Here is a 20,309-nt window from a genome sequence, read left to right on the forward strand (position 1 = left end):
GGCGATAATGGCAATACTAGAAAACGGACTAGAAAGTATTGAGCTAGGTGCTACTGCGTGGCGAGAGATATTAAACTATAATTTTGCCAAGCTTTTAACAAAAGAGCAAATTCTAGCTTTAATAGAACAAGGCGGCGCAAATAGTGATGGCTCAGTGCCTAGCTATCTAACCAAACAAGAGGCAAGTAGTATATATGCGCTAAAAACTGAGCTAGGTAATGCTGATTTAAGCCAGTATTTAACCCTAGCGGCGGCTGATAGTAAATATATCTCAAAGCTAGAAGCTAACTCTTTTTTAACACAGCAAAGCGCAGATAATTTATACGCTAAAAAAGCTGAGCTTAGTGGCTTTGCTACAAAAGACGAGCTAAGCCAAGTTAACACTGGTAGCAGTGGCGTAGATGAGAAAATAAACGAGCTAAAAACGCAAATACAGCAAACTTATGCTAAAAAAGGCGAAGTGGTAATTCAAAATGCTGACGGCGCAATAAATCTTAGTGCGTATGCCCTAAAAACCGAGCTTAATGAGTTATCATCAAAGCTTAAAGGCTGGGCACCTATAAGTGGGGATGATTTAACAAATATAAATAATACCGGCGATTGCTTTGTAAATGACAAAGGCTTTTTAACCTTTGCTGATGTTAGTGGCGATCAGGCATTTTTATTCTCAAAAGATATAAAGAAAATTAGAGTTTATTACGATAGCACCAGCGTAAATGCAGCAATTAGCGTTATTTACAGGGAAAATGGCGATAATGTATCACTAAACACTTACGCCTACTCAGGCGGATATAAAAAAGCCCTTAATAGCACTTCATATAGCAGTTTTGGGTGGTGGTTTGGCTCATATCCGCAAGGCTGCTTTTATGAAATAGAAATGCTAGAAGATAACATTTTGCTAATAAACTATCAAAATGGCAAAAGCGCTTTTAAGGTTGATGACACCTTGCGCCTTGGTATTTGTGTGAATTTAAGGGGTAGCACCGACTACACAGCTGGGAATTTAAGAGTGCAAAAGTGGGTTTAAACAATGAACGCTTATGAGTATCTAAAAGAAATTGGGAAGCTTTTAACTGGCATTAAGGGTATAAAAAGCCTAAAAATAGGCTTAGAGCCAAATATTAGCCCAAGTGATTATCCCATAATCCGCATAGTGCCAAATGAAATAAGGCTTAGCGATGATTTTGATTTGTGGGCTTGTGATATAAGCTTTAGCGTGTATTTTGGTGCCCAGTTACACGAAAAAATAGGGCTAGAAAAGATATACGAACAGCTCTACTCGCTAGAATATGAGATAAAAGAAAGATTGCATAACGCCCAATTTGAGCCAAATGATGATAAAACAAGGGGTGGGGGTATATGTAGGTTTATAGCTACCAAAGATGATGGCGATACGCTAAAAAACTTTAAAATTCTAGTTAGTGAGTTTGAGCTAAAAGGGGGTAGATGATGAGCTTAGCGGAGGCAAAAAGCAAATGGGCTTTTATAAAAAATGCTTATTTAGGGGCTGGTGGGTTTAGCAATGGTGGGTATTTAGACCAGTTTAGCCGTGAAGTTGATAGCAAGTATAACTCACGCAAAAATATAGCCTATTACACAAACTACTTAAAACCCACAGTAGATAGATTTAAAGGCTATATTTTCAAAAAAACAGCTATGAGAAGCAGTGGTAATGAGCTTATGCAAATCATCTTTGATGATTGCGATAAAAACGGAAATAGCATAGATATTTTTATAAGCAAGGTCTTTGAAAATGCCTTTTTATATGGCTTAGGGCTTGTAATGGTGGATATGCCAAAAGAGCTAGGAGCGTCCTTAAAAGAGCAAAAAGAAAGCCGTGCTTTGCCGTATTTTAAAAACATAAGCCCTTTAAATCTATATGATTACGAACTAGATAATGGCGTGTTTAAATGGGTGATTTTAGAAAACTTAAAAGAGATAAAAGAGCCCTTTAAAGAGAGTAAAACTATAAAAGAATACCACTATATAGACAGCAGCAAATTTGAAAAAAGAGATGAAAGCTTTAAAATCATAGAGAGCTACGAGCATAATCTTGGCATTACGCCTATTTTTGCTCTCTCTTTTGGCTCTGATTTTTTGGCTGGGAGCATTTGCTATGATATTGCTAGAATTTCAAGGCGCATTTATAATGCTAGATCTGAGCTTGATGAAATTCTGCGTGGGCAGACCTTTAGCATTCTTACTTATAACGCCACGCAAAATGCTAGCCCTAACGAGCTAAAAGTAAGCACTGATAATTGCTTGCTGTATTATGACAAACCACCAGCTTTTATAAGCCCTAGTGGGGAAAGTGCTACTATATACATGAGCCAAATAGAAAAGCTAGAGGCCATAATAGAGCAAATCAGCCTAGATCCAGCCTCATTTAGCACTAGGGCAAATGACAGCGGTGCGGCTTTAAAGTTTAAGTTTGAAAATCTAAACTCACAGCTAAATACCTTTGCTAGGGGCTTAGAGAACTTTGAGAGAGTGCTTTTTGAGTGCGTGTTTATGTGGCTTGGGGTGGAGTATGATTTTGCTTGTGCTTATGCTAAGGACTATCAAATAGATGATCTAAGCTCGCAGATAGAAATAGCGTCCGCTCTAAAAGAGCTAGGTATGCCTATAAGCTGGGAGAATGCTAAGAAAAAAGAGCTAGTAAATCTTGATTTACTAAATATAGATGATGAGCAGAAAAATGAAATATATAGCGAGATTGATACTCTCAAGAATATCTAGGCTTTGTCTTGCGCGCTAAAATCGCCGTCATTGCGTGAATTCTCGTCATTGCGAGCGAAGCGAAGCAATCTCGCTTAAACTGTCATTGAATGAGATTGCTTCGTCATTCGCTACGCTCACTCCTCGCAATGACGGAATTCCGCAATGACGGAATTTTAGAATTTGGGGGTAACTTTGAAATGATAAGAATAAACATAAGTGATGAAGCAATAAAGCTTTTTAAAGCCAAAAGCCAAAATCTAAAAGAGCTAATTCGTAAAAGAGCTGTGGCAAAACTAGCTGATGAAATATATCAAAACGCCTTTAATAGAGCAGACGAGCACACGCAAACTGGCGTTTTACTCTCTGCCCTTTATAACCGCAAAAAAAGCGATTTACACTACGAAGTGGGCATTGATAATAAGCGTGCAAGTTACGGCATTTTCGTCCATAATGGGACAAAGGCGCATGAAATAAGGGCGAAAAGGCGTAAATTCTTACGCTGGGTGGTGGGTAGTGAGTTTGTATTTGCTAAAAAAGTAAAACATCCAGGCTACAAAGGCGATCCCTTTTTTGAACTAGCTGTGCGTGATGAAGTGCCAAAATTTGAACGCTGGCTAGAGCGTGAGATAAAAAGAGTTTAGAGTTTTAGGCTAACTTTTTCCTTTTTATACGCATTATAAACTGCGCCAACTGCGCCTATAGCCGTAAACACAGCTAAACTCACAGCCAAAAATGTAGGCGCAAATGTGTATAAAACTACAATAATAGGTGAAATTACAAAAAACCAAAGAAAAGTCGCCTTGGCAACTTTTGGGAAAAAATAAAAAAATAAAAATATAAGAGCTAAAACAGTGCCAAAATTAGAAGTAAAATACATTTTTAAACCCTTAAAAATATTTCATTGACAAATTTTATAAAAAATTGTCCATCATTATAGCTAGAATTGCCAAAAAAAAGGCTAAAAAGTGGCAAATTCTAATATAAATATAAGCATAAACGCACAAGATAACGCAAGTGTAGCGATAAACAACACCACAAACACATTAAGCAAAATGCGCCAAAATATAGATATGGCGGCACACAGCTTACAGGCTTATACTTTGGGTCTTGAAGTGCTTAAAAATCAGCTAATTCCTTTAGCCACAGCTGGTATAGCAGCAAACGCCCAGCTAGAAAGCTTACAAACCAAGCTAACAGGGCTTATTAGCGCAAATGCAGCAAATGTAACAAGCACTGGCGAAGTCATAACCGCCCAGCAAAAGTGGCAAATGTCTAGCGCAGTAGCAAGCGAAGCCTTAGAGAGGCTAAAAAGCATAGCCACCGCTACTGGCAATGAAGTAAGTGATACAACAGATGCCTTTACTATGTTTTATGCCACCGCAAACAATCAAGGCTCAGCCAGTGAGGCGATGGACGCATTTAACGCCATTGCCCTAGCAGCGCAGGTAGCAGGTAAGGATATGGCTAGCCTTGTGCCTATGTTTGATAGCTTAGCTACTGGCACGGTGCTAGCTGGGTCTGAAATGGGCTCATTTATGAAAATAGTAGGCTTAACAAACGAGGAGCTAAAACTAGCAAACCAAAATGGCACTCTCTTTGCTACCTTGCAGCAGCGTTTGGCTGAGTTTAGCTCGGTGGCGAAGCTTAGTGCTGGCACTTATGAAATGGAGCTAAACAAGCTAAAATCTAGCATATCAGGGCTTATGTCTGAGGCTAGTAAGCCTGTATTTGATGCGCTAAAAAACAGCATAGCTGGGCTAAATAAGTTTATAGCAGAAAACAAAGAAGCTATAAGCTCACTTGTTAAAGGTATAGCCGAGGTTGGCGAAGTATTGCTAGTAGCTGGGGCTGGCTTTGTAGCAATGCAAAGTAAAATTCTAATGGCAAATGTATCTCTTGCTACTTTTAGCACCACGGCATTTTCTGCTACTGGCGCGCTTGGGGCGATGAGTGCTGGGCTAAGTGCGGCTGGGGCTGCCTTTATGCGACTTTTGCCTGTGGCGGTGATAGCTGGGCTGTGGGAGTGCGTGGGAGCTGTGAGGGCAGTAAATGACGAGACTGGCGAGCTAGCCAGCGGTCTAAATACCATTGAGAGGCATATAGCAAACTTTCTAAATGGCTTTGCTACTTGGGTAACTGATCTAGCAATAGGCTTTCAAAAACTAGGTTATGAAATAGATTTAGTGCTAGCTAAAATTCCAGGTCTTGGCTTTCTTAAAGAAAACGCAGACAACGAGCTAAAAAAGCTAGAATTTCGAAGTCAAGCAAACAACAAAATTTTCAATGAGAAATACAAGGAAATAAATTACCCTACAACAAACACCACTCCCCCAAACACAGCCGCCCAGCTAGTAAATAATAACGCAAATAGTGGCGTAAAAGAACTAGAAGTAGATTTAAAAGAGCAAGAAAGACTATACCTTAGCTATTATGAGACTATCGGCGATTTAAGCTCGGCTTGGGCGATAAAAGAAAAGGCTTTAAGGGAGCAAATAGCAAAAAGTGGTATAACAAGCGAGCTTGAAGCGAACAAGCTAATTGGGGCGCAAAAAGAGCAGTATTTTTCAAGGAATTCTAAAACTACTAAAAGCACAGCCAAAACCGCAGAGCAATTACAAAGAGAATACGAAGCAGAGCTAAGAAATGAGATTAAAAAATATGAGCTATTAAAAGACTATGAAAATAAAAAGCTAAAAGAGCGTGAGCTAAAAACGCTTGAATATAAACGCCTAGGGCTTAGCGAAGTAGAAATGGCGCAAGTTTTTGCTGATGAAGAGCTAGAAATAGAAAAAGAGAATTTACGCAAGCAAAATGATGAGCGTATAAAATACTTAGAAAAAATGTCTAAATACTACGAAATGCTAGGCGATAAATCAAAGGCCGCTACCTTTGCTAACGAAGCAACTGCCTTAGAGCTAGAAAATCAAGGATATTCTAAAGAGCAAATCGCAGATATGCAATTTGGCGAAGAAAGGCGCAAAGATAACTACAATGCTCTAAGCTCTGCTCTTGGCTGGAATACTGGCATAAGCGAGCAAATGCTAACTAGATTTAACGCCACCCATGAGTATCTAAACCAAGAAAAAGCGCGCATTGAAGCTCATTACGGACAGCTTAGCGAGATGGACGCTCTTTATTATGAAAAGAAAAAAGCCTTGGAACAAGCACACTTTACCGCTAGTCTTGGCAATGCTAGCACTATGTTTAGTGGACTTAGCTCGCTAGCAAAGCAGTATTATGACATGAGCGATGGGCAGAATAAAACCGCATTTAGAGCTTTCCAAGCATTTCAAGTAGCACAAACCATAGTTAGCACCTACGCTTCAGCGCAAAAAGCCTACGAGCAAGGCGGTCCTTATCTAGGTCCAGTTTTAGCAGCTATGGCTATAGCGCAAGGGCTAATGAATGTAGCGCAGATAAAAGCGCAAAAGTATCACACCGGTGGCGTGGTGGGCGAGGCTGGTAGTGGCACTGGCTATATCGGTGGGAGTTTACAAGCTGGGGAAGTGCCAGCTATACTTCAAACTGGCGAAGGTGTGCTAAGCCGTCAAGGCATGAGCAACTTAGAGGCTCTAAATCTAGGGCTTTTAGCACAAACAACGCCACAAAACCAAGAAATAGTGATTTTAAACCAAGTAAGCGATGGAGTCATGGAAGAGTATCTACAAAGTCGCACCGGTCGCAAAGTAATAAAAAATATCATAAATGGGGGCTAAAAATGCCAATGTTTCACGCATATTGCAAAAATAGCATAGACCACGCAAAACTGGCTGATAAAGTATCTAAAAGCATGGCAAAAACGCTAAAGGCACCCTTAAAATCTAGGTGTAAATTTGATGGATATAAGGGCAGTGGGCATTATTATTATTTTATAAACACAATTAGAGTGATGAGCTTTGCAGAGCTTGATAATGATGGTCTTGATTATATGATTTGCGAAAATCTGTATAGCGGAGAATTACGCAGAGATTATGTCTATGATGATGAAGAGTATAATAAGGATATTTTTGTAAATGCATCATTTTGGCTAGGTGCTGCTATGCTCGCAATGGGGCAAGAAATAGATTTGTATAAAAAGAGCATTTTTAGTAATGTATATAGTGATGCAGCTAGATATAAATATGACGGCATATATGCAAGTTACTTTGGAGAAGCAGTGATAAATGGTGAAAACGAAACAGTATTAACGGTAAAAGCAGGACTAAAAACTGGGGATATAATAAGGATAGATAATAGAGACTGCTTTTTGATTAAATATTTTAATTCTTGGGCTTGTTCTTTTATAGCTATTGCCATAGACTAGGGGAAATGATGAAAAAATATATCTTAGGTGTTATCAGCGATAGTGATTTACAAGACCGCCTAGCCGGCATATTAAAAGAAAATGGCTGGTATGTGCCAAGGCATACTGATAAAGAGCTAGTATTTCTTACCAAAGGTGGCGAAAAGATAATTTTTAGCAAAATAAGCAAGCTTAATGGACACATTAGCCAAAATGCCAATGCGTGTTATTGTAGATATAATGACAAAGGCGAGTTTTTGGGCTTTGTAACTGCTTTTGAGCTATTAAAGAAAGCTGAATCACCGGGCTTTTCTTTTACTATGAACTTTAATAATTATTTCTACTATCCAGCATATCTAAATGCTACTTTTAAAGAAACTAGCATTCACGCTGTAGCAAAAGATAAGGCTTACCGCTATGATTTGGACTTTTATGACAATATGCATGTGCTAAAAAACGGTATAGCACTTTCTCAGCTTATAGTAGCTTGCAATGCTGGTTTTGCGCCTAGTTTAGAAACTCTGCACCAAGGGCTAAAGCCTGATGCAGTAGCTGCCTTTGTAAGTTCGCCGTATGTTAAAGAGGTAAAATTTCCTATTGGCTCTACGCTTTCGTTTCCTGCGCGTGGCAGACCGACATATGATAAAAACGGCAAAATGAGCGTAGGATATTATGGATATGGGGATGGCTTTCATATAGACCGTGCTGATGGCGGTACCTTGATATATGCTCCGGGGTGGACATATGATGGCTTTGCTCATGCTTTTGAGAGTGTGTTAGCTAGTAGCGTGCTAGAGCCCTATACTCGCATGTCAATAAGCCTAAATCCACAGGCAAAAGCTCTAAAAAATAGACCTACTAGCCCTTATAGAGATGGGCTTTATTTTGAGTTTATATCAGGCACTAGCTTTAGCGATGATGAGTTAAGCGATAAAATGGGAAATGATTTGCTCTACGCCCCAAGGGATAATTATGTAAAAGGCAATACCTTTATATATATTGATAAACAAATGCTAGTAATTCAGTTTGGCGAAAATATAGTTATTATAGGCACTGGCGATTTGGTAAGTGGCGATGATGATTTTGCCTTTTTAGGTTTTAGGCACTCGGATGATGAAGTATCTGCTACTGGTAAATACTTTGATGTAAATGGTACGCGCGCTAATAGCTATTATGGATATCTTGGCGAGCTAAGGTATTGCAGGGGCTTTGATGATGCATTCTCAGAAAATAGCAAAAATCCACTAAGTGGGGCACCTTTAAAAGGCTTATCGTGGGCAGATATAACCCTTAATACAAAATGGGTATATGACAAGATATTAAAAACACAAAATCACTACCCCACAAACACTACTCTTAAAGTAGGTAAAAAAACCTATGATTTTTTGCACTCTAGCTTAAGCGATGGATATGGGCTTTTAATCCAAGTTGATGAGGTAAAAAATGTCTAACGCAGTCCTAACAAAAACACACCTAAACCGTGGCGAAGTAGTGCTAATTCCGCCTAATATGACGCTTGATATAGGCTCTATTACCAAAAACCAAAAAATAGTGTTTTATATACTAAACTCTACTTTTGAAAACTACATTATAAACGAGCTGCCAACTCATGATAAAATCAAAATCACAGGCGCAAAAAACGGCGATATAATACCGCCAAATGAAGCTGTAAAACTAGAAATACAGCTAAACATGGATGAGTTTGGGGATGTGAGCGAACAGCTGGAATTCACTATGAACGGCGTTAAAAATACAGTGTTTGTAAAAGCCTTGCTTTTGCCTATATTTGACTTTGTGCCAGAGTTTCCTATAAAACAAAGCCTTAGCTTTAAAACTGATGTTTTTACTAGCCAAGATGGGCATGAAAGTAGGGCAAATGTGCTAAGTAAGCCTAAAAGCGAAATTTCATTTAACTACACAGCTAAAAATGAAAACGAGCTAAGGCGCATAGATAATCTACTAAGCTACGCACAAAAAGATAAAATCTACACGCCAAGGTGGCTAGAGCTTTTTAAAGTAAAACGCTATGATGATAAAAGCAACGATCGCTGGTCAGACCATTTTCCTAAAACGCTGATTTTTGATTATAGCGAAGAGCTTTTAGAGTATTTTAAAAAGGCGGATAGAAAAAACACCTTTTTTATCCTATGGCAAGCTGGGGATAACTACGAGATAATAAAGCTAAAAGAGCAAGGAATATATAGTTATAACGGCAAAATAAGCACCTATGATCCCATATGGAAGATAAACTATGGAAAAGAACTAGCCTTAGAAGTAGAAAGTAAGCCGTATATCAAAGCAGACGGGGCTTTGCTAATGCCACTAATGCTAAGTCAGGCTGAGAAAAAAATAAATCTAAACTACATAAACGATAGCACCGCAAAGTTTAGTTTAACATTTAAGGAATTTAACGATGTTTCAAATAGACTATAAGGACATTTTTCATCCACACACGCCTTGCTACAAGCCTAAACTAAGCAATGAAAACGCCTATAATCTACTAGGCAGAGATGCGCAGTTTAAGTATGTAAAAGGGCGATCACTTCGCACTTTTAGCTATAAATATGTATTTTTTAGCAGCAAAGAAGTATTAGGGGCTCTAAACTTTTTTGCTAGCAAAATGGGCAAATTAAAAGATTTTTGGCTATTTGACTATCACAGCACTTTTAAAATCATAAAGCTAAAAGATAATAGCGTATATGTAGCAAATAGCCATGATATTAGCAAAGGGCTGTTTGGGCAAGATAAATACTTCGTTTTATCTAGCAAAAAGCAGCCTGATCCAAAAGAGGATTTATCAAAAATCGTACTTAGATACAAAAGCAGCAAAGGGTATTTTGGCACTAGATTTAACACTATAAGCATTTTTAAACTCCTTAGCGTAAAATCAGCAGGCATTGCTGAAATTCTAGTTTTTGATAAGGATTTAAAAGAGTATTATACCAATTGGATAAAATATGATATGCAGTATCACGGTCTTGAAGCAGAGCCAAAAGAGCTAAACTATCTTTGTGAGCTAGTGCCTGTGCGCTTTGATAGCGATAGCCTTACCTTTACGCAAAAAAGCCCTGTGCGCTATGAAATTAGCCTAAATTTCAAAGAAATCATAAAGGAGTAAAATGAAGTATAAATATGAAATAAGCATAAACCATAAACTAACTACGCTTAAAGAGGCAAGCTATCCAAATTGCGATTTATTTTTATTTTGCGTGGGTGGCTATACTTGGGCTTATACTGGCAGCACAGATGAAGTTAGCCTTGAGCTTAGCGGTATGGCACAAAGGCAGACTATCACCTTTAGCCCAGCTGCACTTGAGCGCAGTGAAATCAGCAATGAAGCAAACGGCGATAAAGCGCAGATTAAATGCAACCTAGGCTTAGAGCCCATTGATAGCTTTCGTGCGCTTAGCTATAATGATAGCATGAAAGTTATAGTAATAAGACTGCGCAATAAAGAGCTAGAAATCTTGCTTTTTGGCAAGGCTGAGGGGGTAGACTATGACCTAGAAAAGGGACAGGCTACGCTAAGCGTTTGTTCTATGGCTGGGGTGTTTAGCTCGTCTTTGCCACAGCGCACATTTAGCGCGCAGTGCACGCATAGCTTGGGCGATTTTTATTGCGGTGTGCTAAAAGATGCCTATAGCCTTACTCTAAAATTAAGTGAGTGCCAAATAGCTGAGACTAACATTTGGCTATCTCATCCGCTTTTAGGCTCTAAGCCTAGCGGATATTATAACGGCGGCGTGTGTAAAGCTGGGGCAAACTCAGGGTTTATTATAAATCACACAGGCTCTAAAATAGAGCTTTTAAATCCATTTTATGCGCTAAGAAATGCTGATATAAGCTCAGTTAAAATAGAAATCGGCTGTGATAAAAGCATAATAACTTGCATGAATAAATTCTCAAATTCTCTAAATTATGGTGGCTTTCCTTTTGTGCCAAATATAAATCCTATGCTAAAAGGTTTTTAAGGGGGTAAAATGTATTTTTTCGTTTTAGCTATTGTGATGGTGGTGGTATTTTTACTAATGCCAAGACCAAGTGCAAATATGCCAAGCTCATCAGGGCTAAATAACTTTGACTATCCTACCAACTCAAACGGCAGGGCTATACCTGAGCTTTTTGGCACTGCTAAACTAAGTGGTAATGTCATATGGTGCGGCGATCTAAGAAGCAAAAAAATAGAGGTAAGCATGTAATGGGCGCAAAAAAGAAAAAACAACAAGTAGGCTTTGCTTATTTTATGGGTATAGCGTATAGTTTATGCTCCAAAATTGATAGCCTTGTAAGCTTTATGATTGATGATAAAAAAATGTGCGCTGATAACCCAGTGCCAAATGGCACCGGAGTATTTATAGCTAAAACTGGCCTAGAGAACGAGCAATACCCTAGCGGAAATCCATATAGCGCAGTGTGTTGCTACAACGGCGAGCAAGTAATACCTGATGCCTATCTAACATCAAAAACAGGCGTGCCAATAGCGTATAGAAATACTGCTTATTTGGTATTTAATGGCTTTATCGGCGATAATGTCCGCAGCGCACCCAACTACTCAGTAGTAGCAAAAAGAGTAAAGCTAGGTATGCTAAAAAACCCAGCGCATGAAGATATAAATGGCAGCGCAAATCCAGCAGCGGTGCTAAAATATATTTTTGTAAAAATGCTAGGGCTTAGCGAAGATGCCTTAGATGCGCAGAGCTTTGATATCTGCGGCGAGACTTTATTTAACGAACCACTTGGCATTTCTTTTGTGATGAGTGAGAGTAAAGAGGCAAAGGAGTGGATAGAAGAGATTTTACGAACGATTGATGGAGCATTAGCCCTAGATAAAAGCACAGGTAAAATCAAAATGCGACTTTTAAGGGGCGATTATAATGCTGATAGCTTAGCCCTCATAGATGAGAGCAAGGCTAGCGGCGTAAAGTTTGTGCGTAAAGGCTGGGAGAGTTGCTACTCAACTTTGGTAGTAAAATTCACAGACGCAGATAAGCACGAAGAAAACAGCATAACCTTTCAAAACCCAGCCACAAGAGAAATTCTAGGCTATGATAAAAACTTTAAAACTTCATTTATGATGATAAGGGATATATTTTCACTAAGTGGCGTGCTAAATAGGCTAGTTAAAAAAATGTGCTATCCGTGGGCTAGTTTAAAGTTTAGCGTATCTATAAATGACTATCCAAATCTTATGGTGGGCGATGTTTATAGGTTTAGCAATGAAAAGCTAGGGATTTATAACATGCCTATTCGCATAATGGGCTTAGGCGGCGATAAAGAAGAAAGTGGCAAAATAGAAGTAGAAGCCACCGAAGACATGTATAGCTTGCAAATTGACAAGCAAGTAACGCAAATAGGCGCAGATAAAATGCAGAGCGATGATAATTATGATTTGTTTGAAGATGATATTATCATAGGTGCCATAAAAGCCCCAGCCGAGCTTGATGAGCTAAGGGGCGTTTATCCGCTGTGTGCTTATCCTGATGGGCTAGCAGAGAGAGCTTATTGTCAAGATGGTAGCACCGGAGAAAAGGCGGTTTTGGACAATAGTGCTGTAGCTACGCTGCTAGATGATATAGCGGTGGGAGAGAGCGTGGATCTAACTACTACTTTTAAAATAGAGCAAATCAGCAAACTTTGGGCTGTAAAAGCTACAAGGGCTGGCTGGCAAAGGCTAAAAATGAGTGTGGCTATTGATGATGAGGTTATGGGCTATGAGTTTAGAAGGGACTTAGGCGGTGGCAAATGGGAAATAGGCGGACTTATAAGAGGCATAGCTGGCACGCCGATAGGGGCGCATAAAAAAGGCGCAAAGGTGTGGTTTGCACCGGTAGATCTAAATGAAGTTCAAACCCTAAGCTGTGTGAGCCTAAATCCTACCTTGCGCTTTGTGCTCTCAAACTCAAGGGGACAAATAGAAAAAACGCTAAAAGTGGAGCTAAATGACGATAACTACAAGCCCTACACCCCAAGCAATCTACAAGCCGTGCGAAGTGGCGATGAAGTAAGGATAAAATGGCGAAATAGAATAAAGCTAGGTGGCGCAAACTACCGCAATATAGACACTATACCAGCTGGCGCAGATGAGGGCAGAATAGATGGCTATGTGGTAATTGAGTGGAGCGATGGCAGCGGCGCAAAGACAGCTACTAGCACAGGGGATAATATCACGCTAAACGCGCCAAGAGATACTAAGTTTAGCATTTATGCTATCGGCGAACATGGCTTAGCATACCCCAGCGATAAAATCAGCATAGTAGCGTGATGAGTGTAGAATAAGGCTAGTTAAGTAGCGTTAAGCAAAATTAAGGGTATTTTGATATAATTGCGCCTTGTATATAATTGCTATACCAAAAACTCGACAAACTTTTTTGGCTAATCGCTTAGTGAAATATTGCCGTATTTCGCTAAGCACTTTTTTTATTTTATTTCATTTTGTGAATTCTTTCTATGATTATTTTTGCCCTTAGTGTTTTTGCTAGGGTTTTTTGCGTTTAAGGAATTCTAGATTAAGGGCTTTTATCCTTGTATAAAGCCTTGTATAAATCACAGCCAAAAACGCTAAAACAATGAAATACTAAGCTAAAATAAGACAGCACACGCTACTACACGGCACCAGGATACGATAAAATCATACTTTGAAGCATTTTATTTACCATTTTACCCAAGTCCTTTCTATTGATTTTTCAATATTATACAGAGTGTAAAATAAAACTTGGGTAAAATCTGGGTGAAATTATTTAACTTATTTTTTTACCACTATCATAAAGCTCTACAAATTCTTTTTGTAGTTTTTCTTCAAAAATAATTTAAAAAAACTTTTAGAATATAGATCTTTGCCTAGGAATTCTAGAATTCCTTGTGATATTTTTTAGGAATTCTAGATTTTGCTTAGGAATTCTAGATTTTTCTTAAGAATTCTAGATTTTTCTTAAGAATTCTAGAATTCCCTGCGTCATTGCAAGCGAGCAAAGCAGAGGGAGCAATCTAGGAAATCTAAATTTTAGTAGGCTTTTAGGGGCGGTAGCCCTTATAAAAAGCAGCGGGGCTTGCCCCACTAAAGCGAGCAAAATTCTAGAATTCCAAGAATAAATTTAGAATTCCTAGAGATTGTTTCGCTTCGCTCGCAATGACGAAAATTCTAGAATTCTCTAAGTCTTGTGTTATCCCTCGACTTGACCTGTGGATCTCATCATAAATAAATCTAAAATTCCATATAGAGATCCCCCAAAGGGGCTGGGGGATGACATAGCATGGAATTTTAGAATTCCTTTGTTTTTCTGGGGGTTAGGGGGTTTGCCTAGGAATTCTAGAATTCCATATAGAGATCCTCGGGTCAAGCTGGGGGATGACATAGTAAGGAATTCTAGAATTTCTTGTGATATTTTTTTGAGAATTCTAGATTAGGAATTCTAGATTTTGCCTAGGAATTCTAGAATTCCTAGGCTATGATTAAAATGGCCAAATAGTTTCTATTAGCTTAGTTCCCCATGGTTTGTTTGTGGCTTTTGCGATGTCGCCTTGAGTGATATATGAGATTTTAGCATCGCTTACATAGCGTGAGCTGATTTCGTTGTTTTGGCTGATGTCATATGGACGGATGACGCCTGTTATTTGCATGATTTGTTTTTCGTTGTTTAAGAGGATTTCTTTGCTACCTTCGATGAAATAATTGCCATTTGAGAGCACTTTTACGATGCGAGCTGAGATTGTGGTAGTAAAGGCCTCTGTGCGTGTGCTAGTGCCACTGCCGCTAAAACCGCTTTCTCCGCCTGCGCTAAAACCGATGTTTGAGTATTTATTTAGCGTGTTTGCTACATTGCTAAGTGGTCCCGCGCCAGCTGTGAACTGCCCACCATTTAGCGCAATTGTGCTATCTTTTGTGGTGTTTTTGTTAGCTTGACTGGTTTGGTTTGTGTTTTCTTGGATTATTACTGTTACGATATCATTTACATTCATAGCTTTGCGGTCGGCAAAAAGTGGATTGTCCCCACGGCCAAAAAGACTGCCAGGCTGAGAGATGCCAAGGCCTGTTTCTTTGCTAGGCATTTGCTCTACATACGCAGGTGGCGTCATTGCGATGTGTGGGTCAGCACTCGCACAACCGCTAAAAATCCCCCCAACTGCTACGAAACTACACAACAAAATTACTTGCTTTTTCATTTTTATACCTATAAATAGATTTTTTTGCTACAATATAAGCAAAATTAGTTCCAAAAGGAGAGGATATGGGATTTTCTGCTGATTTGCTAAGCCGTGCTAGAGCGTTAAAGCGTGTTGTGGTGCTACCTGAGAGTGATGATGAGCGTGTGCTAAAAGCTGCTAGCAAGGTGCTAGAAATTGATGGTGCAAAGATTATACTTTTGGGCAAAAAAGATGAGATTTTAGCTCGCGCGGGGTCGCTAGAGCTTAGTAAGGCTCAGTTTATAGATATTAGCACTAGTGAGTATTTTGATGACTTTGCTAGCACTCTTTTTGAGCTAAGAAAGGCAAAGGGGATGAGTGAGAGTGAGGCAAAAGAGCTAATCTTGCGCCCTGAGTACTTTGGCACAATGCTAGTGTATAAAGGCATCGCGCATGCTATGGTAAGTGGGGCAAAGACAACTACTGCTGATACCATCCGCCCAGCACTACAATTTGTCAAAATGAAAGATGGCATAAGCACAGTTAGTGGGGCTTTTGTGATGGTTTTGGGTGGCGCAAGCGAGAAAGATGAAAGTGAAAAAAACGAAAGAGTATGGTTTTTTGCTGATTGTGCCATCACACCACGCCCAGACGCCCAGCAGCTTGCTGGCATTGCTCTAAGCACGGCTAACACAGCAAAAAGCTTTGGCTATGAGCCAAAAGTAGCTTTTTTAAGCTACTCAACCGGAGATAGTGCAAAAGGCGAGATGATAGATTTTGTAAAAGAAGCACTAGAAATAGCACAAAAAGCAGCACCTGATATAGCAATGGATGGGCCGATGCAATTTGATGCGGCTGTGGATAGCAAAGTAGCAAAATCAAAAATGCCAAACTCAAAGGTAGCTGGGCAGGCAAATGTGTTTATTTTCCCTGATCTAAACTGCGGAAATATCACTTATAAAGCAGTCCAAAGAAGCGCAAACGCCCTAGCAATCGGTCCAATTTTGCAAGGGCTAAAAAAGCCAGTAAATGATCTAAGCAGAGGCTGCAGCGTAGATGATATAGTAAATACCGTGCTAATCTCGGCTCTCCAAGAATAAAATTTGCTAGGGAATTCTAGAATTCCATATAGAGATCCCCCGATCAAGTCGGGGGATAACATAGTAGGGAATTCTAGAATTCCCTAAAATAAAAGGTAAGATATGAAAATACTTGTTATAAACTCAGGTTCAAGTTCTATTAAATTTAAGCTCTTTGATATGAGCGATGAGAGCGTGATCTGTAAAGGACTAATAGAGCAAATCGGCCAAGCAAACTCAGGCGTGAAAATCACAAATGTAAAAACCGGCGCAAATGTAGAGCGTAGCATGCCTATTACTAACCACGGCTTTGGTATTGATATGATGAATTTTTTACTCTTTGAGGTAGGAGCTTTACAAAGCTTAGCAGATATAGCTGCTGTAGGACACAGAGTCGTTCAAGGTGCTGATGTCTTTAAAAGCGCAGTGCTAGTAGATGCTGATGTGCTAAGAAAAATAGAAGCTCTAATCCCACTAGCCCCACTACACAATCTAGCTAGCATTTCAGGTATAAGGGAGTGTCAAAGGGTAAGCCCACAAATACCAAATGTGGCTGTTTTTGATACTGTATTTCACCAAAGCATGCCGCCTGAGGCCTACATGTATGCGCTACCTTGGGAGCTATACGAAAATCACAAGATTCGCAGATACGGCGCACACGGCACTAGCCACGAGTATGTAAGCAAACAAGCCGCAAAGCTACTAGGCAAGGATGAAAACGAACTAAACGCAATTAGCCTACATATAGGCTCAGGAGCGTCAGTTTGCGCGATAAAAGGCGGAAAATGCGTAGATACTAGCATGGGCTTAACGCCACTTGAAGGGCTAATGATGGGCACTAGAAGTGGAGATATAGACCCTGCTATTGTGCCGTTTTTGCTAGAATATACTAGATACACTCCAGCTGAGATAGATGCTATAATGAACAAAAAAAGCGGCCTTATGGCAATAGCTGGCACAAATGATATGAGAGATATACACCAAAAAGTAAGCGAGGGCGATACAAAAGCAAGCCTAGCACTAGCTATGCATGTGCGAAGGGTAAAAAAATACATAGGCGCATATCATGCGATAATCGGGGCTATTGATTGTATAATCTTCACAGCTGGCATAGGCGAAAACGACGCAAAATGGCGTGCGGCTGTGTGTGAGGGGCTAGAAATTTTTGGTATAGAGATAGACAAGGCTAAAAATGAACAAAACTCGCATGAAAATCGCGATATCTCAAAAGATGACTCAAAGATAAAAATCTTGGTAATTCCAACAGATGAAGAACTAGCAATTGCGCAAAAAACAAAAGAAACCATAGAAAAATAGTGTATAATGCGTGAAAATTTTTAAAAGGATAAAAAATGGCATTTCAATTACCACACTGGCAAGATTTTTATGAAAAAGCCTGGGCTTTTAGAGCAAAGTTTTTAGAGAGTCAGCTAGAAAGTGGCGCAAACGCACTCCAAGCTATAAAAGAACTAGAAAAAAAAGAGCGTGGCTATACGCTAGGAGTAAATGATACAACTGGCGAAGTTTCATATATGAAAAAAGAAATTAGCGATGATGAACCGCATATAAAAGATACAAATATTGCGCTTTATTCTAAAATGGGCTTTAATGGAAATATTATAATCTTGCCAAAGCATACTAGCTATAATTTTAGAATCTTGCTAATTGATCTAATAGATGCAACCGGCCCTTATGATGCCATAATCGAGCTTGGCTGTGGTTATGGAAGAAATCTTTTTGAGATATTTTATGGCGGTGGACCAAGGGAGGCTAAATACATCGGTGGAGAGTTTACAAAAAGCGGTGTAGAAATCGCACAAAAACTAGCCAAAAAAGCCCCAAAGATGAAAACAGAGTTTTTTCATTTCAATCACCTTGAGCCAAAACTGCCGTTTAAAAAGCCTTTTAAACGCGCCTTTGTCTTTACCTGCCACAGCATAGAACAAGTAATGCAAATAAACGAAAACTGGTTTGATGAGGTAATAAAAGCTGGAGAGTTTGTGCGTGGTGCACACATAGAGCCTTTTGGCTTTCAGCTTAAAAACTCTGGGCCACTTTCAGATATGCACAAAGATTTTATGATTCAAAATAGCTGGAATATCAACTTCGCTGATGTTTTGCGTCAGGCTTTGGAGAGAAAAATCATAAAAGATGAGCAAATATTTTTAGAGATGGGAGTAACACCAGATGTAAATGTTGGCTCGCTAGCTTTTTGGAGTAAGGCTTAGATATTATTTTTATAGGAATTCTAGAATTCCTATAATTTAATAATTATATAAAGATATATTCTATATAATTACAGCATTCATTTTTTGGAGTTTCATATGAAAATCTTGACAAAAATATTTTTGTTCTCGTTTGTAGCTAGTGCTGCGTTAGCTGCTAATGCAAACAAAGTAAATTTAAAAGAACTACAAGAGCAAATCGCAAGCTTACAAGCCCAAGTTAATGAGCTAAAAGCCTCTAGCGCAAACAATAACAACGAAAAAGTTCAAAAACAAATTGATGAACTTCAAGACAGAGTCGATGAAAATGAGCTAAACGCAGCGCTTAGCAAGGTAAAAATGGGACTTGATTTTACCGTTGGTGGTGCTAGTGTGCATGGCAAAATAGGCGGTGTAAAGAGTAATAATGAAAACAAATGGGCAACAGAAGTTCATCTAAATCTCAACGCTCAAATCAACGACCGCACTAGATTCACAGGTCGCCTTGCTATGGCAAAATACTGGGGAAATATGGGTAATAGAACCTTTATAGGCGATTATGAGGGTGGTAGAAACCCTCAGGGCAACTCTGTTGTGTATCTTGATAGAGCTTACATAGACTATGACATCATCCCAGATGTCTTTGTGGCTACTATCGGTCGTCAGCCAGGCACCGATGGCCCAGGCTCAAACCTACGCAACAGCTCAGTGCGTATGAGTACCTATCCAGCAATGCTAGTAAATGCTATGGGTGATGCCTTGGTGCTTACTTATAAACCACAGAGTCTAAAAGACTATAGCGCAGCTTTTCGTGCTGGATATATCCGTTTTTATCAAGGCTCAGAGATTGATATAGTAGGGGGCAGAAATCTACTTGGCACCCAAAAGGGCAAAGACTCAAATTTGTATCTGCTAATGGCTGAGGGTGAGCTGCCGCTTGGAGATTTTGGTAAAAACTTGCTTATTTTAAGCTACATTCACGGCGATAAATACTCACTACCTATAGATGCAGATATGCCAAATACAACATTAAAAATTCTAGATGATACTTATAATCTAGGAAATAATGATTTATTGAACCTACATTTTGAGAGTTCAAATACCTTTGGCTCACCATTTAGCTGGTTTGTCTCAGCTAGCTACTACCGTGGCTCAAAAGGCGTTGATAACTCAGAAAAAATAAAAACAGATATAGCCTCAAACCTAAATATGATAGCTGCAATGGCGCGAGTCTTTGAAAATTCAATACCAGGTAGCCAGGCAGTAGGACAGGCTACTATCGCTGGTATACAAAATAAAGTTATACAAAGTGGCGAACTAAACTGGAATAACAAAGACGCTTGGGCTATTCACCTCGGAGCGCGCTATGATTTTACCAAGGCATTTAATCTTGGCTTTGAGTTCTTTCACGGTAGCAAGTACTGGGTTGCGCTCTCTCGCCCTGGTATAAATGACCCACTAGATTTTAGAAATACACGCGGAAATGTTTATGATATTTATGCTATTTGGCGACTTGATTTGAATCAGTATTTGCGCTTTGCCTACACTCATATAGATTATCAATACGCAAACAGCAGCGTTCCTGTGGGTGGGACTTATAAAGTAAACGATAAAGCAAATATATTTTCACTCTTTTATAATGTGAGATTTTAGATGAGATTAATGGTAATTCTTTTAGCCTCTATTGCTACTTTTGCTTTGCTAAGCGCGGCTGATTGTTCATCCCTTATTGCTAAATATGACGCACCAGACCCAGCTAAAAAGACCATGGCGCAAATCTCTCGCTGGATAGAGCGCAAAGTCTCTGATAATCCAGGCGATGCTAAAGAACTAGAAGCCTGTCTCATCGCTGGCGCTGCTGATAATCCAAACAAAGAACAAGTCGCCGGAAAATAATTTTCT

19 protein-coding genes are annotated in these 20,309 nt (G+C 39.3%); 17 read left to right on the forward strand and 2 right to left on the reverse strand.

Features of this window, described 5'->3' with window-relative positions; translation table 11 throughout:
- Nucleotides 1-7 precede the first annotated feature (7 nt).
- The 4 genes from PTQ34_RS04230 to PTQ34_RS04245 all read left to right on the forward strand — a co-directional run bounded on the left by PTQ34_RS04230 (nt 8) and on the right by PTQ34_RS04245 (nt 3,362).
- Entirely contained in the window at nt 8-1,027 is a 1,020-nt protein-coding gene (locus PTQ34_RS04230) for a hypothetical protein (RefSeq protein WP_273932275.1), read from the forward strand.
- A 3-nt stretch (nt 1,028-1,030) separates the two neighbouring features.
- A complete protein-coding gene (locus tag PTQ34_RS04235; RefSeq protein ID WP_273932276.1) occupies nt 1,031-1,450 on the forward strand; it encodes a hypothetical protein in 420 nt (139 codons plus the stop codon).
- Complete coding sequence (locus PTQ34_RS04240; RefSeq protein ID WP_273932277.1) at nt 1,447-2,739, forward strand: hypothetical protein; 1,293 nt, start codon at nt 1,447-1,449, stop codon at nt 2,737-2,739. Before PTQ34_RS04235 ends, PTQ34_RS04240 begins: the two co-directional genes overlap by 4 nt.
- A gap of 179 nt (nt 2,740-2,918) precedes the next feature.
- Nucleotides 2,919-3,362: a hypothetical protein gene (locus tag PTQ34_RS04245; RefSeq protein WP_273932278.1), complete on the forward strand. Its 444-nt coding sequence runs from the start codon at nt 2,919-2,921 to the stop codon at nt 3,360-3,362.
- Here PTQ34_RS04245 and PTQ34_RS04250 read toward each other — a convergent pair.
- On the reverse strand, nt 3,359-3,598 hold the full coding sequence (locus PTQ34_RS04250) for a hypothetical protein (protein ID WP_273932279.1): 240 nt from the start codon (nt 3,596-3,598) through the stop codon (nt 3,359-3,361). The two genes, PTQ34_RS04245 and PTQ34_RS04250, sit on opposite strands and share 4 nt — an antisense overlap.
- 88 nt (nt 3,599-3,686) lie before the next feature.
- Here PTQ34_RS04250 and PTQ34_RS04255 point away from each other — a divergent pair, with 88 nt between their 5' ends.
- The 8 genes from PTQ34_RS04255 to PTQ34_RS04290 are packed head-to-tail and all read left to right on the forward strand — an operon-like array spanning nt 3,687 to nt 13,265.
- Nucleotides 3,687-6,437 carry a hypothetical protein gene (locus tag PTQ34_RS04255; RefSeq protein ID WP_273932280.1) on the forward strand — a complete coding sequence of 917 codons (2,751 nt, stop codon included), beginning with the start codon at nt 3,687-3,689 and terminating at the stop codon, nt 6,435-6,437.
- A gap of 2 nt (nt 6,438-6,439) precedes the next feature.
- Nucleotides 6,440-7,024, forward strand: coding sequence for a hypothetical protein (locus tag PTQ34_RS04260; RefSeq protein WP_273932281.1), 585 nt, complete (start codon nt 6,440-6,442; stop codon nt 7,022-7,024).
- Between the two features lie 8 nt (nt 7,025-7,032).
- On the forward strand, nt 7,033-8,454 hold the full coding sequence (locus tag PTQ34_RS04265) for a hypothetical protein (protein ID WP_273932282.1): 1,422 nt from the start codon (nt 7,033-7,035) through the stop codon (nt 8,452-8,454).
- The gene (locus tag PTQ34_RS04270; RefSeq protein ID WP_273932283.1) at nt 8,447-9,436 is read left to right on the forward strand and encodes a hypothetical protein; all 990 of its coding nucleotides are present in this window, start codon (nt 8,447-8,449) and stop codon (nt 9,434-9,436) included. The genes PTQ34_RS04265 and PTQ34_RS04270 overlap by 8 nt, the downstream gene beginning before the upstream one ends.
- Nucleotides 9,417-10,121, forward strand: coding sequence for a hypothetical protein (locus tag PTQ34_RS04275; protein WP_273932284.1), 705 nt, complete (start codon nt 9,417-9,419; stop codon nt 10,119-10,121). Before PTQ34_RS04270 ends, PTQ34_RS04275 begins: the two co-directional genes overlap by 20 nt.
- A 1-nt stretch (nt 10,122) precedes the next feature.
- Nucleotides 10,123-10,974 carry a phage BR0599 family protein gene (locus PTQ34_RS04280; protein ID WP_273932285.1) on the forward strand — a complete coding sequence of 284 codons (852 nt, stop codon included), beginning with the start codon at nt 10,123-10,125 and terminating at the stop codon, nt 10,972-10,974.
- Nucleotides 10,975-10,983: 9 nt separating this feature from the next.
- Nucleotides 10,984-11,202 (forward strand): hypothetical protein, encoded by a 219-nt coding sequence (locus tag PTQ34_RS04285; protein WP_273932286.1) that lies wholly within the window; start codon nt 10,984-10,986, stop codon nt 11,200-11,202.
- Nucleotides 11,202-13,265: a phage tail protein gene (locus PTQ34_RS04290; RefSeq protein ID WP_273932287.1), complete on the forward strand. Its 2,064-nt coding sequence runs from the start codon at nt 11,202-11,204 to the stop codon at nt 13,263-13,265. Before PTQ34_RS04285 ends, PTQ34_RS04290 begins: the two co-directional genes overlap by 1 nt.
- A 1,187-nt stretch (nt 13,266-14,452) precedes the next feature.
- On the opposite strand, the gene flgH is transcribed toward PTQ34_RS04290, so the two are convergent.
- A complete protein-coding gene (gene flgH / locus PTQ34_RS04295; protein ID WP_273932289.1) occupies nt 14,453-15,163 on the reverse strand; it encodes a flagellar basal body L-ring protein FlgH in 711 nt (236 codons plus the stop codon).
- 65 nt (nt 15,164-15,228) lie between these two features.
- On the opposite strand from flgH, the gene pta reads away from it, so the two are divergent.
- The 5 genes from pta to PTQ34_RS04320 all read left to right on the forward strand — a co-directional run bounded on the left by pta (nt 15,229) and on the right by PTQ34_RS04320 (nt 20,303).
- Nucleotides 15,229-16,224: a phosphate acetyltransferase gene (gene pta, locus PTQ34_RS04300; protein ID WP_273932290.1), complete on the forward strand. Its 996-nt coding sequence runs from the start codon at nt 15,229-15,231 to the stop codon at nt 16,222-16,224.
- A 102-nt stretch (nt 16,225-16,326) separates the two neighbouring features.
- A complete protein-coding gene (locus PTQ34_RS04305; RefSeq protein WP_273932291.1) occupies nt 16,327-17,520 on the forward strand; it encodes an acetate kinase in 1,194 nt (397 codons plus the stop codon).
- A gap of 35 nt (nt 17,521-17,555) precedes the next feature.
- The gene (locus PTQ34_RS04310) at nt 17,556-18,431 is read left to right on the forward strand and encodes a class I SAM-dependent methyltransferase (RefSeq protein ID WP_273932292.1); all 876 of its coding nucleotides are present in this window, start codon (nt 17,556-17,558) and stop codon (nt 18,429-18,431) included.
- Between the two features lie 96 nt (nt 18,432-18,527).
- Complete coding sequence (locus PTQ34_RS04315) at nt 18,528-20,060, forward strand: DUF3373 family protein (RefSeq protein ID WP_273932293.1); 1,533 nt, start codon at nt 18,528-18,530, stop codon at nt 20,058-20,060.
- 9 nt (nt 20,061-20,069) lie between these two features.
- Complete coding sequence (locus tag PTQ34_RS04320) at nt 20,070-20,303, forward strand: hypothetical protein (protein ID WP_404814906.1); 234 nt, start codon at nt 20,070-20,072, stop codon at nt 20,301-20,303.
- The last annotated feature ends 6 nt before the right edge of the window (nt 20,304-20,309 follow it).

Source organism: Campylobacter magnus (assembly GCF_028649595.1).
Classification (GTDB): Bacteria; Campylobacterota; Campylobacteria; order Campylobacterales; family Campylobacteraceae; genus Campylobacter; species Campylobacter magnus.

Bases quoted from the DNA above. Each gene is read 5' to 3' on its own strand.
- PTQ34_RS04230 (WP_273932275.1), top strand. From the start codon at position 8: ATGGCAATACTAGAAAACGGACTAGAAAGTATTGAGCTAGGTGCTACT.
- PTQ34_RS04235 (WP_273932276.1), top strand. From the start codon at position 1,031: ATGAACGCTTATGAGTATCTAAAAGAAATTGGGAAGCTTTTAACTGGC.
- PTQ34_RS04240 (WP_273932277.1), top strand. From the start codon at position 1,447: ATGATGAGCTTAGCGGAGGCAAAAAGCAAATGGGCTTTTATAAAAAAT.
- PTQ34_RS04245 (WP_273932278.1), top strand. From the start codon at position 2,919: ATGATAAGAATAAACATAAGTGATGAAGCAATAAAGCTTTTTAAAGCC.
- PTQ34_RS04250 (WP_273932279.1), bottom strand. From the start codon at position 3,598: ATGTATTTTACTTCTAATTTTGGCACTGTTTTAGCTCTTATATTTTTA.
- PTQ34_RS04260 (WP_273932281.1), top strand. From the start codon at position 6,440: ATGCCAATGTTTCACGCATATTGCAAAAATAGCATAGACCACGCAAAA.
- PTQ34_RS04265 (WP_273932282.1), top strand. From the start codon at position 7,033: ATGAAAAAATATATCTTAGGTGTTATCAGCGATAGTGATTTACAAGAC.
- PTQ34_RS04270 (WP_273932283.1), top strand. From the start codon at position 8,447: ATGTCTAACGCAGTCCTAACAAAAACACACCTAAACCGTGGCGAAGTA.
- PTQ34_RS04275 (WP_273932284.1), top strand. From the start codon at position 9,417: ATGTTTCAAATAGACTATAAGGACATTTTTCATCCACACACGCCTTGC.
- PTQ34_RS04280 (WP_273932285.1), top strand. From the start codon at position 10,123: ATGAAGTATAAATATGAAATAAGCATAAACCATAAACTAACTACGCTT.
- PTQ34_RS04285 (WP_273932286.1), top strand. From the start codon at position 10,984: ATGTATTTTTTCGTTTTAGCTATTGTGATGGTGGTGGTATTTTTACTA.
- PTQ34_RS04290 (WP_273932287.1), top strand. From the start codon at position 11,202: ATGGGCGCAAAAAAGAAAAAACAACAAGTAGGCTTTGCTTATTTTATG.
- flgH (WP_273932289.1), bottom strand. From the start codon at position 15,163: ATGAAAAAGCAAGTAATTTTGTTGTGTAGTTTCGTAGCAGTTGGGGGG.
- pta (WP_273932290.1), top strand. From the start codon at position 15,229: ATGGGATTTTCTGCTGATTTGCTAAGCCGTGCTAGAGCGTTAAAGCGT.
- PTQ34_RS04305 (WP_273932291.1), top strand. From the start codon at position 16,327: ATGAAAATACTTGTTATAAACTCAGGTTCAAGTTCTATTAAATTTAAG.
- PTQ34_RS04310 (WP_273932292.1), top strand. From the start codon at position 17,556: ATGGCATTTCAATTACCACACTGGCAAGATTTTTATGAAAAAGCCTGG.
- PTQ34_RS04315 (WP_273932293.1), top strand. From the start codon at position 18,528: ATGAAAATCTTGACAAAAATATTTTTGTTCTCGTTTGTAGCTAGTGCT.
- PTQ34_RS04320 (WP_404814906.1), top strand. From the start codon at position 20,070: ATGGTAATTCTTTTAGCCTCTATTGCTACTTTTGCTTTGCTAAGCGCG.